Raw genomic sequence first — 13,590 nt, forward strand, 5'->3', positions numbered from 1 at the left:
CCATGTATGAAGGCATCGTTCAAGAGCTGATCGACGAGCTCGGCCAGCTTCCCGGCATCGGACCGAAGTCGGCGCAGCGCATCGCGTTCCACATTCTGCAGACCGAGAAATTCGACGTGACCCGGCTCGCCAACGTGCTGCTCGAGGTGCGCGACAAGGTGCGGTTCTGCGACATTTGCGGCAACGTGTCCGAGCAGCCGACCTGCCTGATCTGCCGCGACCCGCGCCGCAACCCCACTTCGATCTGCGTGGTCGAAGAGGCCAAGGATGTCGTCGCGATCGAACGCACCCGCGAGTTCAAGGGCCTGTACCACGTGCTCGGCGGAGCCATCAGCCCGATCGACGGGGTCGGCCCCGACGACTTGCGTATCCGCCAGCTGATGCAGCGCCTCGCCGACAACACAGTGCAGGAAGTCATTATCGCCACCGACCCGAACCTCGAGGGGGAGGCGACTGCCACCTACCTCTCGCGCCTGTTGACGACGCTCGAGATCAAGGTGACCCGTCTCGCCTCGGGCCTGCCCGTCGGCGGCGACCTCGAATACGCCGACGAGGTCACCCTCGGCCGCGCCTTCGAGGGCCGCCGCGAGGTCACCCACTAGCCACCCGCCGCACCTGCGGCCGCCCCGCGCGGTCTCGTAGTACTTCCCGGGCCCGGGCCCGGGAACCGGGCCCATGCTTGATCATGGGCCCGGTTCCCTATCCTGGGCCCGGCGTCCGTATCCGGACCGCGGTTTCCTAACATTGGGCCCGGCGTCCGTATTCGGGCCCGTCGAGTGATTCGGTGCGGTGACTTCCCCGCGCGGTCTCGTCTTACTTTCCGGGCCCGGGCCCGGGAACTGGGCCCATGCTTGATCATGGGCCCGGTTCCCTATCCTGGGCCCGGCGTCCGGATAGCGCCCTCCCACGCCCCGCCTGCACGCGCACTCCTGAGCGCCCGCCCTGCACGCGTGCCCCTGAATTCGCTGAACGCCGCCGCACAGTGTCACATGGCACCCACCCGTCAGCACCAGCATTTAGGATGGGAACTTGGACGCGGCCCGAACATCGGCCAGCGACACCCCCATCTCAGGAGTCACATGAGCTTGATCGTGCAGAAGTTCGGCGGATCGTCCGTCGCCGATGCCGAAAGTATCAAGAGGGTCGCCAAGCGCATCGTGGACACCCGCAAGGCCGGCAACGAGGTCGTCGTCGCCGTTTCGGCGATGGGAGACAGTACCGACGAGTTGCTCGACCTCGCCCATCAGGTCACGCCGTTGCCCGCCCCGCGCGAGCTCGACATGCTGCTCACCGCGGGCGAACGCATCTCCATGGCGCTGCTCGCGATGGCCATCAAGAGCCTCGGCTACGACGCCCGCTCCTTCACCGGCAGCCAGGCCGGCATGATCACCGACGCGAGCCACGGCTCGGCGCGCATCGTCGACGTCACGCCCGGACGCATCCGCGATGCCCTCGACGAGGGTGCCGTCGCGATCGTCGCCGGCTTCCAGGGCTTCAACCGCGACACCAAAGACATCACCACCCTCGGACGCGGCGGTTCCGACACGACCGCCGTCGCACTGGCCGCCGCCCTCTGCGCCGACATTTGCGAGATTTACACGGATGTCGATGGCGTTTTCACAGCGGATCCGCGCGTCGTTCCCAAAGCTCGAAAACTCGAGCGCGTGACGAGCGAAGAGATGCTCGAACTCGCCGCCGCTGGAGCCAAAGTTTTGTATATTCGCGCTGTGGAATATGCTCGCCGCCATGGGGTCACGCTGCACGTGCGCTCATCCTTCAACAACAACACCGGCACCATCGTCTACAACGCCGCGACCGCGCGAGAAAATGGAGAAATTGTGGAAGAGCCCATCATCGCCGGAATCGCCGCCGACCTGAGCGAAGCGAAGGTCACCGTCGTCGGCGTTCCCGACATTCCCGGCAAGGCCGCCCTGATCTTCAAGATCGTCGCCAAGACCAACGCCAACGTCGACATGATCGTGCAGAACGTGTCGGCCGCGTCGACCGGACTCACCGACATCTCCTTCACCCTGCCCAAGTCGGAGGGCCAGCAGGTGCTCACTGCCCTGACCAACGAGCGCGACCGCATCGGATTCGCTGGCCTGCAGTACGACGACCAGATCGCCAAGCTCGCCCTGGTCGGCGGCGGCATGCGCACCAACACCGGTGTCTCAGCGAAACTGTTCGAGGCACTCTACGAAGCCGGGATCAACATTGAGATGATCTCGACGAGCGAGATCCGCATCTCGGTCGTCACCCGCGCCGACACCATCAACGAAGCCCTCCGCGTGGTACACACCGCGTTCGGGCTCGACGGTGATGCTGAAGCCATCGTGCACGGCGGCTCCGGCCGCTAACAGCCACGCCACGCTGTGAGTTTCGCCCCCGGTTTCGGCCGAAACCGGACACAACTCACACCTCGGCGAGCGGATTCCCCGCCTCACCACCCAGTCCAGCCCCAGCCCGTTCATAACTCCTGCAAATTGTAATCATCGACTTTGACTGCCCTGTAATTGCTCGGGACTGAACCGGCGGGCGACGAAATTGCAGGAGTTATGCGCGAAGTGGGTGAGAACCTCGCATCAACCACCCGCACCACCTCGTCACCCCACCTTTTGGGAGCTAATTCAGGGAATCGACCCGCAGCATCCGCTCTGGGGAGAAAATATCGGCAGGATCGCCGGTGTTTCCTGAATGAGCCACGGGAGACAGCCCCAACGACGTTAGGAAACACACGTGACCACCTCAGTCAGCACTTCTGGAATCAACATCGGCGTCGTCGGAGCCACCGGACAGGTGGGCGCCGTCGTGCGTCGTCTGCTGGAGGAGCGTGACTTTCCGGTGAAGAGCATCCGCTTCTTCGCGTCGGCACGCTCGGCCGGCACCACCCTCACCTTTCGGGGCGAGTCAATCACGGTCGAAGATGCCTCCGTCGCCGACCCGACCGGGCTCGACGTTGCTATCTTCTCGGCCGGGGCCACGCTCTCCAAGGCGCAGGCTCCCCGCTTCGCCGCGGCCGGCGTCACCGTCGTCGACAACTCGTCGGGCTGGCGGATGGACCCAGACGTTCCCCTCGTCGTCAGCGAGGTCAACCCCGAAGCCATCAAGCTCGCCGTCAAGGGCATCATCGCCAACCCGAACTGCACCACCATGGCCGCCATGCCCGTGCTCAAGGTACTGCACGACGAGGCCGGGCTCAAGCGCCTGATCGTCAGCACCTACCAGGCCGTCTCCGGCAGTGGCTTGGCCGGAGCGTTCGAGCTCGCCAGCCAGGTGCGCGTCGCGGCGCAAGACGAGAACCTGTTCCAGCTCGTGCACGACGGCAGCGCCGTAGCCCTGCCCGAGCCCACCATCTACGCCCGGCCGATCGCGTTCGACGTGATTCCGCTCGCCGGCGCCATCGTCGACGACGGCCAGTTCGAGACCGACGAAGAGAAGAAACTGCGCAACGAGAGCCGTAAGATCCTCGGTTTGCCCCAGCTCCTCGTCTCTGGAACCTGCGTGCGCGTACCCGTTTTCACCGGCCACTCGCTCTCGATCAACGTCGAGTTCGCGAAGCCGATCAGCGTCGCCCGCGCCGAGGAACTGCTCAAGACCGCGCCCGGCGTCGAACTGACCGACATCCCCACCCCGCTGCAGGCAGCAGGGCAGGACGCCAGCTTCGTCGGCCGAATCCGTCAGGACGAAGGCGTAGCGGATGGCCGTGGCCTGGCCCTCTTCATCAGCAACGACAACCTGCGCAAGGGTGCGGCGCTGAACGCCGTGCAGATCGCGGAGCTCATCGCTGCCGACCGGCTGGTCGCCCTGGCCTGACCCGGCCAGCCCCGCGACTGCTCCCGTTCGGGGCCCGAAACCCGGGCCCGGTCTAGAAACTGGGCCCAAGTTTATCAGAGACCCCGCCCAACGCGCCAAGCCCCCACCTCCCTCACCGCGCCCCATGCCCCGCTCCGTCCCTCATCCGGGGGCAAGTCGCGTAGGCTTTGACCGTGTGAGTCGAAGAAAGATTTGGGGCATGCCGCAGCGCGTCTCCTTCGGCATGTTCGGCGTCATGGGCCTCGTTTTCTTTCCCCTGTCAATCGTCGCGGTTCTCGCCGATCCGGGCAGCAGAATCGTGCCAGCGCTCATGGGCGTGCTGTGCGTGGCAGCCCTCGAAATCGCCTCGATTCGGGTGGGCAGCGTTGCGCATCGATCGCCGGTCATCGCTCTGCCCGTGCTGGCCGTACCTGCCCTGACCCCCGTTATGCCCGGCCTCGGCATCATCGGTATCGTCATGTTCGGAATCTTCGTTGTGCTCCTGCTGGAAGCGCGCCGTGTGGACGTATCCGCGTACAGCGCGAGCCTGGCCGCAGCCGGCTGCCTGCTCTACCTGCTCATCACCACGGCACTGGATCCCGCGCCTGATCTGCTGGCCGTCGCCGCGGCATCCGTCGGCTATGCCGTCTTCGTGCTGGCCGCCGAAATGGTGCGTATGCGCCTTACCAACGCGCCGGCCGATCGCGGCAGACGGCCGCTGGTCTCGACCGTCAGGCTTTTCCTTGTTCTGATCGGTCTGGCCATCCTCTGCATGGCCTCGGCGTACTGGTCCCAGGTTGGCCTCCCAACACCGGGGGAAGGCCGCACGCCGATTGAAACCGCCGTCGGAACCCTCCTCGGAAGCATCGTCCTGGCCCTCGTGTTCATCGGGTGGCGTACCATGCGGGACATGCGGTGCCGGATCAACGGACTCGTGCTCGGCAGCAACATTCTCAGTGCCACCCGCCAACTTGACACCGCGGACGAGGCCGCCGAGGCCCTCTGCCAAGCCACGGCCAGTGCGGTCGGTGTGCAGTCGGTGGTCGTGCGGGCCGAACCCGCCGAGACCGGAGAAATCGGCGTTGCGGTGAGCTTGTCGGGGCAGCCACAATTTTTGGTTGCCCGCCGTGACATCATGGACGGTGCCTTCACCGGCCTGGACCGTCGAGTATTGAAAGCCCTGGCCTGCACGGCCGAACTCGCCGTGCAGGCCAAACAAAACTTGGTCGGCCTTACCGAACGCGCCAACACCGACTCGCTTACCGGCCTGCCCAATTACGGCGCCTTCCAGGAAGCCCTCGACACGATCAACGGCACCCGTAGTGACTCCGAAGCGATCGCAGTGCTGTTTATCGACCTCGACGCGTTTAAGCGCCTCAACGACACGCACGGTCACCAGGCCGGCGACGAGGCACTTCGGGTCGTTGGCCAGCGCATGCGCCAGGCGGTGCGCCCGCACGATGTGGTCGCCCGCGTTGGCGGCGACGAGTTCGTGATCATTCTCACCCGGCTATCGACTCGTGCCGAGGCATCCGCTCTGGCAGAAATCATCTTGGCGGCCGCGACGCTGCCCATTGCCAACGGCGCCGTAACAATCAATCCCCGGCTCAGCATCGGCTTGGCCTACTCGGCACTGGTCGAAACGGATGTCGCGGAGCTGGTCCGCGACGCTGACCGCAGTATGCTCGCGGTCAAGAAGGCCCGGCGCCGCGGCACCCCCGCCGCTGCGAGCAGTATCCATTTCTCCGCGCACCGATCGTCGCGGTTTAACGCAACCGTTGCGCTGGCCATTGATTCCAATATGCTCGAATTGGCATACCAACCCGTCGTTAGTCTGGTCACCTCCAAGATTTGGGCTTTCGAGGCCCTGCTGCGCTATGTCGACCCGGAATTTGGTGCCATTTCACCCACCGTCCTCGTGGAGAAAGCCAAGAGCATCGGCCGCTTCGACCTGCTCACCCGGCAGGTGGCGCAGAAGGCCATGGCGGCCGCAGCGGAGTTTCGACTGGCCGAACCCGCCATCGTCTGCATGGCCGTTAATGTGGATGCCGAGCAGATAGAGCCCGAACGATTAGGCGGGTTCTTCGAAGACCTAAGCGCGCAATACCCGGAAATCTCGCTCTGTCTCGAATTCAACGAGCGGTCGGCCGTGCGGGTGTCGCCCGAGATTCGTATTCAGGCCAACCGGCTGCGTGACCTCGGCATACTCATCGCCCTAGATGACTACGGCTCCGACGACTCCTCGGTCGATTCGCTCGTGCGCGTGCCGATGGACATTCTCAAGATCGACCGCAGTCTCGTCGACGACCTCGCCGACGTTCGTCAGCGTGAGGTTCTTACCGCTCTGCAAAATTTCGGGGACAAACTCGAATTTTTCATGATCGTCGAAGGCGTCGAAAATGTGCAAATGGCCGATCAGCTGGCCCGGCTCGGCATCCGCAGCGCCCAGGGTTTTCACTTCGGCATTCCGCAGAGCTTCGCCGACACCATCGAACGGCTTGATGAGTTCGGTTCAGAAGCGGTCGTACCCGGCCAGACGCGCCGCAGGACTGCGGTGATTTAGGCATGACGCAACGCCGAGTCTCGCCCAATCGGGCGCAGCGCGAGAGAGTGGCGCGTACTGTCTTTCGCTCCCAACTTTTGCTCGGATCGGCGACGCTGCTGCTCGTCGCAGTTTCGGTGGTGCTTAACCACGAGCTCTTCACCAATGAGCTCTTTTTGTCCGGTGTCCTGATCATTTTTGTGACCACCGCGATCGCTGCGGGAGTCCCATGGCGCAGCGTCAGCAAGAACTGGACCATTATTCTGCCGATCCTCGACGTGATCGGTCTCGTTATCGCGCGGGAGGGAGACCCGCCGCGTGGCTCGGCGTTTCTGCTGGTCTTTCCCATCATCTGGTTGTCTACGCACTTCGGCGGTCGAGGAGCGGTCGGCGGCGTCGTGCTCGCTTCCCTGCTGCTGTGGCTGGCTGGCTGGCTGCGCGCGGAGCCCCTGTTCGGCGATGAGATCACCCGGCTAGCGATCTTGCCGATCGTGCTCGCCTTCGTCGCCGCGACCACCCACACGACCACGCGGCGCGCCAGTGCCCAGCGGGTGCTCCTGACCCAGCAATCCGAGTTGTTCGAGGGCGCGCTGCGTCGCTCTCGCCGTGAGGAGCGCACCCTCGACGCCATCTTTAACACGGTTGATTTCGGCGTGGTCGGGTTCAACCGCGAGTCCAAACCAACCTTCGTGAACCGCGCCCAGCGTGAGATGTTCGCCCGCTTCGGGGTGAAAAACGGCCAGCTGTCGTCGATCGTGGTCTACCACGAAGACCAAATCACGCCGTACTCAGAGCAGGACCGACCGTTCCAGCGGGCTATACGCGGCGAAACGGTCGACCGCGCCATCGTCTGGGTGGGCGAGCAGGGTCAGCAGCAGTCCGCCGTGCTCATCTCCGCCCGGCCCCTGCTCGATGAAAACGAGAATTACGACGGCGGTGTCATGGTTTCGCGGGATGTTACCGCCGAATTGCGGGCGATCAAGGCCCGCGACGATCTGGTGGCATCTGTTTCGCACGAATTGCGCACCCCACTGACCTCGATCATGGGCTATCTCGAACTCGCGCTCGACGATGACAGCCTCGATGGCTCGACCAGGCGCATGCTTGAGGTGGCCTCCAAGAACTCCGATCGGCTCCTGGCGCTCGTTGCCGACCTGCTCACCGCGGCTGCCGGCGGTGAGCAGCAAATTGAGATCGTGGTGGGCCCGTGCGATCTGTCGGTCATCGTTACCGACGCCATCGAATCGCTCCGGCCGCTCGCTGCCGAGCGAAACATTCGTTTCATACTCGGAACGCTGCCCACAATCCATCTGCAAGCGGATGCCTTCCGCCTGCGTCAGGTGATCGACAACCTGTTCTCGAATGCGATCAAGTACAACGCGCAGTTCGGCACGATCACCGTTACCGTGGACGAGTCCGCCTCGGGGGTTGAACTGCGCGTCACCGATACCGGCCGCGGGATGACCCCCGGCGAGCAGGTGAACCTGTTCGATCGGTTCTACCGTGCAGATTCGGTGCGGGGCTCGAGTATCCACGGCACCGGTCTCGGGCTGAACATCAGTCGAGACATTCTCCGGCGGCACGGCGGCGACCTGCGGCTCGAGTCAGTTTCGGGCCAGGGCACCACGGCCATCGCCCTGCTGCCGCGCACGTCATGATCATCAACATCAACACCGAGGAGGTCGGCGCATGGAGCTGGACACGCTGACACTGCTGGTGATTAACGGCGCGGTCGTCGCGCTCTGCGGGGTGTCGTTCATTCTGAACACTGCGTTCCAACAGAACGATCCGGTCGGGCGCATTTGGAGTGTGGCCTTCATCGCGGCGATGGTCGTGATTATTGCGCATGGTTCGTCAGTCAATGGTGAGTTGATCTGGTGGACCAATGTTCTCGCCAACGTAGCTCTGTGTGTAGCGGTCGGGTCGGTGTGGGGAGGCCTGCTCCGGTATAACCGCCGCAGCCGACGCCTGGGGTTCTGGGTGATTGCGGCCGCGTGTGTGTTGGTCTTCGCCGCCATGTTGCTTCACGGAGACGCGGCCGCTCGTTGGGCCGGCGCGGCCGAGCTTTGGATGGCGGTGGGCGTTCTGGCGGCGCTCGGAGCGATTGAAGCGTCGCGCGGTCGGCTGCGCCGCAACCTGAGCGGTAGAGTCCTGGCCCTCGTGCTGTGGGTCACGGCGGTCACGACCGTGACCCGCGCGAGCGTCTTCGCCATAGACGGGGCGACCGGCTCGGTGTTTCAGGGATATTTCAATACCGCCAACGTCACCGCACTGAGCATCTGTCTTGTTATTCCGCTGAGCATTGCCGTGTCGGTGTTGCGCGCGCAACAGGTTCAGGGGAGCGCCGTCGGCGACCTGACCGACGGTATCCACTCGGCGGCCGGAGTGCTGTCGGCGACCGCTTTCAGCCAGGCCGCCACCGATCATCTGGCACGTGCCCAGAACGCCGGTACCGCGCTGGCGCTGATCGGAGCGGACATCGATAACCTGCCAGAGATTAACATTTCCTTCGGTCGCGCCGCCGGCGATGAGGCCATCTCCCGGTTCGCCGGAAAACTCCGTGCGAGCGCGCCGGTGCTGTCAATTATCGGGCATCGGGCCAGCGGCCGTTTTCTGGTGCTCGTCGGTGCCTCGACGCCGGACGAGGCGCGAGCGCTCGCCGAACGCATACGGGCCAAGCTCGTGGACGAGCCCTTGCCGCAGACCTCCCTGATCAGGCTGACCGCAAGTTTCGGTATCGCCGACACCACCCACCACGGCTATGATCTGACGGCCCTCGGCGGCGCGGTGAATGACGCCATCGCGGAGGTGCAAGGCTGCGGTGGCAACGACATTGCCGTGCGCCTGGAGGTCAGATCTTGATCGGATCTTGACCGGAAAAACGCCGAAATTGAACCTAAAACGGTGGGCCATCTGTCAGAGTGGGAGAGTGAGATTCCGCATCAGTGACGCCGTCGGGACACGCGGATGGCCAGCATGAGTCCGCTCGTCGACCCGGCCCCGCTGTACCTTCTGTTCAACCAACTCGGGGGGTGATCGCGTCATCCACAATCGCTTTGTGAACGATTTCATCGCTCTGTGGCGCGCTCGCGCGCAGCGCCTCAGCACGGCCTTGGTCACAGCCGATGTTGTCGAGGCCAACGTCGTGCTCCTGAGCATCCGCTCGAGCAGCAACATGCTCGGTGCGGTGCGCCTGGAGCAGGCGGCGGTGCGGGTGCAGAGCGCGCTCAAGAACAATGATCTGCCGGGCTGTACCCAGCAGCTTCCCGGGCTGAGCGAGGTCGGTACCGAGACCTGTCTGACGCTGTCGCGGCACATCATTCGGGGGTAGGGTCGGGCGCGGCGTTCGCGACCGAAGCTTTCCGGCAGGCAGTTTGGGCTGTGCCGAACCGGCGTTCGGGGGCCACCGCTGCGGCCTCGAGACCGCTACTGCTGCGGGAGATCGCTGGTCTGGGCGGAAGCGAGCCGATAGCCCACGCCGCGCACGGTTTCCAGCCAGCGCGGCGTGGTGCTGCTGTCGCCGAGTTTGCGCCGCAGATTGCCCATGTGCACCTCGATAGCGCGCCGGTCGGCCTCGTTCACCGGGTAAGCGCTCGCGTTGGCCTCCCCGCGCAGCAGTACGGCGAGATCGTTCTTGCTGCGCACCTTCCGTTGAGATTCGAGCAGGGCTCCAAGCAGATCAAACTCGGTGCGGGTCAGGTCGAGCTGCGCGTCGCCGAGCTGCACGAGGCGTTCCGCCGGGTTCAACCGCAGTCCGTTATGGCCGTACCAGCCGTCGACCGTGCCGGTCTCTTCGGTGGGGTCTGGCTGTCCAGGCAAAACGGATGCCTCGGCAAGCGCTTCGCCCGCGGCCACCAATTCACTGGGCGCGGGAGCCGTCTCGGCGGCGGGGCCAACGGCATCCGTTGTAACGGGTTGCCGGGGACGTCGCAGCATCGCTTCAATGCGGGCGCGCAGTTCGCGTGGGCGAAACGGTTTGGTCAGATAGTCGTCGGCGCCGGCGTCGAGCCCCTGCAGCGTGTCGATCTCGTCGTCGCGGGCGGTGAGCATGACGAGGTAGGTCGGGCTGAACGCGCGAATGCGGCGGGCCGTTTCAAAGCCGTCGATGCCGGGCATGCTCACGTCGAGGGTCGTCACGATTGGGTCGTGGGCGCGAACCGCGGCGATGCCGTCGAGACCGTTGCACGTGGGGATCGCCTTAAACCCAGCCTGGGTGAGCACTTCTTCGAGCAGATTGCGAATATCCGCGTCATCTTCGATGATGACCGCGACGCGCCGATCGGCGTTGTCTAAAACCATAGCTTTAGTATCCCCCACGTGAGGGAACTTTTAGGAGCGCAGCTCGCAGGCTCGGCACAATGCCCAGGGTGCCGGCGCGGCCGGGGCACACTTGCAGCGATACACTCGAAAGTGTGAATTCTCAGGGAACTGTCGACGTTGTCCTCATTGGTGGCGGCATCATGAGTGCCACCCTCGGAACGCTCCTCAAGGAGCTGCAGCCCAACTGGCGCATCGAGGTGTACGAGCGTCTCGGTGAACTGGCCCAGGAGAGCTCGAACCCGTGGAACAACGCCGGCACCGGGCATGCCGGGCTGTGCGAACTCAACTACATGCCGCAGGCTGCAGACGGTTCGGTCACCGCCGACAAGGCCGTTGTGATCAACGAGCAGTTCCAGATCAGCCGGCAATTGTGGGCGCACCTTGTTTCTATTGGTGCCCTGCCGGAGCCTGAAAAGTTCATCAATTCCACCCCGCACATGACCTTCGTGCACGGCAAAGCCAATGTGGAGTACTTGCGCAAGCGGCACGCCGTACTTGTCACCGAACCGCTGTTTGCCGGCATGGAGTTCAGCGACAACGTCGAAAAGATCGGCACCTGGACTCCGCTGCTCACCCGCAAGCGTCCGGCTGGCCAGAAGATCGCCGCCACGCGCATCGCGAGCGGCACCGACGTCGACTTCGGCGCCCTCACCCGGTTCATGTTCGACAACCTCGAGAAGCAGGGGGTCAACATGCACATGAACGAGCAGGTCGTCGGCCTCCAGCACAAAGCGGATGGCTCGTGGAATCTCAAACTGCTGCGTCAGGTCGGGCAGACCCGCAGCACCATCAACGCGCGGTTCGTCTTCGTCGGCGCCGGCGGTGGCGCGCTCGCGCTGCTGCAGCAGAGCGGAATCCCTGAAATTCAGGGGTTCGGAGGCTTTCCGATCAGCGGCCAGTTTCTGCGCACGACCAACCCCAAGCTCGTCGCCCAGCACCAGGCCAAGGTGTACGGCAAGGCGGCCAAAGGTGCCCCGCCCATGTCGGTGCCGCACCTCGACACCCGCGTGGTCGATGGCGAAAAGTCGCTGCTGTTCGGTCCGTACGCCGGATTCAGCCCGAAGTTCCTGAAGACCAGCACCTGGTTCGACCTGCCGTTCTCCATTCGCCCGCACAACCTCGGGCCGATGCTCGCGGTCGCGCGTCACAACTTCGACCTGATGAAATACCTGATCGGCGAGGTGTTCGCCTCGCGCAACGCCAAGCTCAAGGCCCTGCGTGAGTTCATTCCCGCTGCTGTTTCCGGCGACTGGGAACTGATCACGGCCGGCCAACGCGTGCAGGTCATGAAGAAGGATGCCAAGCTCGGCGGAGTGCTGCAGTTCGGCACCGAGGTCATCACCTCGTCCGACGGTTCGATCGCCGGACTGCTCGGTGCCTCGCCGGGAGCCTCGACGGCCGCGCCGATCATGGTGGACCTGCTGGCCCGCTGCTTCCCCGACCGCATTGAGGGCTGGAAGCCGCGCATCCGCCAGATGATTCCGAGCTATGGCACCCGCTTGTCCGACGACCCCGCAGCTGCCGCCGCGTCCCTCGCCGCGACGGCCGAGGAGCTGCACCTTAGTAACTAGGCCTCTCATGCGATAGCGCAAAAAGTGCCCGATTGAACCCTTCAATCGGGCACTTTTTGCGCTCTCGCGGTCTGGCAGTTGGGCGTTTCGTGAGAGTCACGTAGGAGGGTGCCGCCAACCCCTTGAAGGAGTGAGTGGGCCGGGGTCTACTTAATATTCCAAAGCGGCCCGGAGGCGGCAAGTGAACCCGAACAATGGCGTTTCGGATGCGGAGAATCTGCGCGTATCGCAACTCGGCATCCTCCAGCTCTCATCCACCGAATGGCTAGTTCGAGATCCCGCACTACCGGACGGCGACCCGGTCGCCCTCATGGGAGCCATCGAACAAATCGGGGGAGTTTACGGAGTGACCAAGCTCGGCGTGCTCAACACGCGCGGGTTCTACTCCTCGTTCGACCGCGCCCGAGCCAGCTTTCTGGTGCCGGGTGCGCCCGAGCCTCCCGCCACATTTGGGCCGACCGAGCCTGTGAGCTCACGCGTCACCGACTAGCGCGCCCGGGAAACCACCCGGCCGGACACCCCCACCGGGACTCCAGCCGGGGCGTGGGCGTCGTGACGGATTTATAGGTCGTGACTGTCGGCATCCGGGGTCGAATTTGCCTTGCGCTCCTCCTTCTTAATGGATGCTTGGGCCTGGTCGAGCAGACCGCTCACCTTGGTCTGGGCGACGGTGGCGGCGTCGCGCGCGATGCCTTCGGCCTGCCAGATGACCTTCTGGGTGCCGGGGTCGCCCCACATTTGGCGGGCCTTCGCGGCGATGCGGTCGTAGGCCTGGTGGCCGGCCTTGGATCCGAGTACGAAGCCGGTCGCGGTGCCGGCGAGAAACAGAAACTTGCCCTTCATGGGGGACTCCTTGGGGTTAGGCGGTTGGTTCGGCGAGGTTGGGGGCTTCTTCAGCGATATCGTGGCCGACCAGATCGGGGTTCGATGGGTTGTCGGCGGGGTCGATATCGTCGAGGTTCGGTTCATTGTCGGCGTTGTCCTGGTCGTCTTCGGTGTCGCTGTCACTGTCAGGATCGGTGTCGCTGTCGGGCTCGACCGGGCTGGCTGTGGCGGCTTCTCCGGCCGTTGAGCCGTCATCGCTCGGTGCGGGGCCGTCGGGACCGGTCTCGGCGCTGGCGACCGGAACGGCCGCTACGGTGTTTACATTAGCCGAGCCGGCATGTTCCTGGGCCGGGCCGTCGGGTCCGTCAGGTCCAACGAGCTGATCGGGGTTTGTGGGAGTATTGGGCGGCTCAGGAACGTCCAGGGGCGGTTCTTCAACGGGGTCAGAGTCGTGGGTCACGGGCATACCTTTCTTATAGACAGCAGCCGGATCAGCTGAGCGGCACTCAAGTTATACCGCGAACGTGCGACATTCTTAAG

12 protein-coding genes are annotated in these 13,590 nt (G+C 64.3%); 9 read left to right on the top strand and 3 right to left on the bottom strand.

From position 1 onward, the window contains the following. Nucleotides 1–2 precede the first annotated feature (2 nt). From recR to E3T41_RS09440, 7 genes are all read left to right on the top strand, one after another. Nucleotides 3–602: a recombination mediator RecR gene (recR, locus tag E3T41_RS09410; RefSeq protein WP_092448250.1), complete on the top strand. Its 600-nt coding sequence runs from the start codon at nt 3–5 to the stop codon at nt 600–602. 477 nt (nt 603–1,079) lie between these two features. Beyond that, a complete protein-coding gene (locus E3T41_RS09415) occupies nt 1,080–2,357 on the top strand; it encodes an aspartate kinase (protein ID WP_104131746.1) in 1,278 nt (425 codons plus the stop codon). 379 nt (nt 2,358–2,736) lie between these two features. Beyond that, nucleotides 2,737–3,813, top strand: a complete 1,077-nt coding sequence (locus tag E3T41_RS09420) for an aspartate-semialdehyde dehydrogenase (protein ID WP_134478257.1) — start codon at nt 2,737–2,739, stop codon at nt 3,811–3,813. Between the two features lie 199 nt (nt 3,814–4,012). Continuing rightward, nucleotides 4,013–6,355 (top strand): EAL domain-containing protein, encoded by a 2,343-nt coding sequence (locus E3T41_RS09425; RefSeq protein WP_166791529.1) that lies wholly within the window; start codon nt 4,013–4,015, stop codon nt 6,353–6,355. Nucleotides 6,356–6,357: 2 nt separating this feature from the next. Next, nucleotides 6,358–7,992, top strand: a complete 1,635-nt coding sequence (locus E3T41_RS09430) for a cell wall metabolism sensor histidine kinase WalK (protein ID WP_134478261.1) — start codon at nt 6,358–6,360, stop codon at nt 7,990–7,992. A gap of 31 nt (nt 7,993–8,023) precedes the next feature. Then, the gene (locus E3T41_RS09435; protein WP_134478263.1) at nt 8,024–9,196 is read left to right on the top strand and encodes a GGDEF domain-containing protein; all 1,173 of its coding nucleotides are present in this window, start codon (nt 8,024–8,026) and stop codon (nt 9,194–9,196) included. A 196-nt stretch (nt 9,197–9,392) separates the two neighbouring features. Continuing rightward, on the top strand, nt 9,393–9,665 hold the full coding sequence (locus E3T41_RS09440; protein WP_134478265.1) for a hypothetical protein: 273 nt from the start codon (nt 9,393–9,395) through the stop codon (nt 9,663–9,665). A gap of 95 nt (nt 9,666–9,760) precedes the next feature. Here E3T41_RS09440 and E3T41_RS09445 read toward each other — a convergent pair whose 3' ends face one another. After that, on the bottom strand, nt 9,761–10,633 hold the full coding sequence (locus E3T41_RS09445) for a response regulator transcription factor (RefSeq protein WP_134478267.1): 873 nt from the start codon (nt 10,631–10,633) through the stop codon (nt 9,761–9,763). Between the two features lie 113 nt (nt 10,634–10,746). Between E3T41_RS09445 and E3T41_RS09450 the strand changes: the two genes are divergently transcribed. Together E3T41_RS09450 and E3T41_RS09455 are read left to right on the top strand one after the other, a co-directional pair. Continuing rightward, complete coding sequence (locus E3T41_RS09450; protein WP_092448239.1) at nt 10,747–12,225, top strand: malate:quinone oxidoreductase; 1,479 nt, start codon at nt 10,747–10,749, stop codon at nt 12,223–12,225. Nucleotides 12,226–12,406: 181 nt separating this feature from the next. Continuing rightward, complete coding sequence (locus tag E3T41_RS09455; RefSeq protein ID WP_134478271.1) at nt 12,407–12,715, top strand: hypothetical protein; 309 nt, start codon at nt 12,407–12,409, stop codon at nt 12,713–12,715. A gap of 71 nt (nt 12,716–12,786) precedes the next feature. Here the strand turns inward: E3T41_RS09455 and E3T41_RS09460 are convergent, their stop codons facing one another. Beyond that, nucleotides 12,787–13,068 carry a hypothetical protein gene (locus E3T41_RS09460; RefSeq protein WP_134478273.1) on the bottom strand — a complete coding sequence of 94 codons (282 nt, stop codon included), beginning with the start codon at nt 13,066–13,068 and terminating at the stop codon, nt 12,787–12,789. 16 nt (nt 13,069–13,084) lie between these two features. Beyond that, nucleotides 13,085–13,510: a hypothetical protein gene (locus E3T41_RS09465; protein WP_134478275.1), complete on the bottom strand. Its 426-nt coding sequence runs from the start codon at nt 13,508–13,510 to the stop codon at nt 13,085–13,087. Nucleotides 13,511–13,590: the final 80 nt, after the last annotated feature.

Source organism: Cryobacterium sp. Hh38 (genome assembly GCF_004403235.1).
Taxonomy (GTDB): domain Bacteria; phylum Actinomycetota; class Actinomycetes; order Actinomycetales; family Microbacteriaceae; genus Cryobacterium; species Cryobacterium levicorallinum.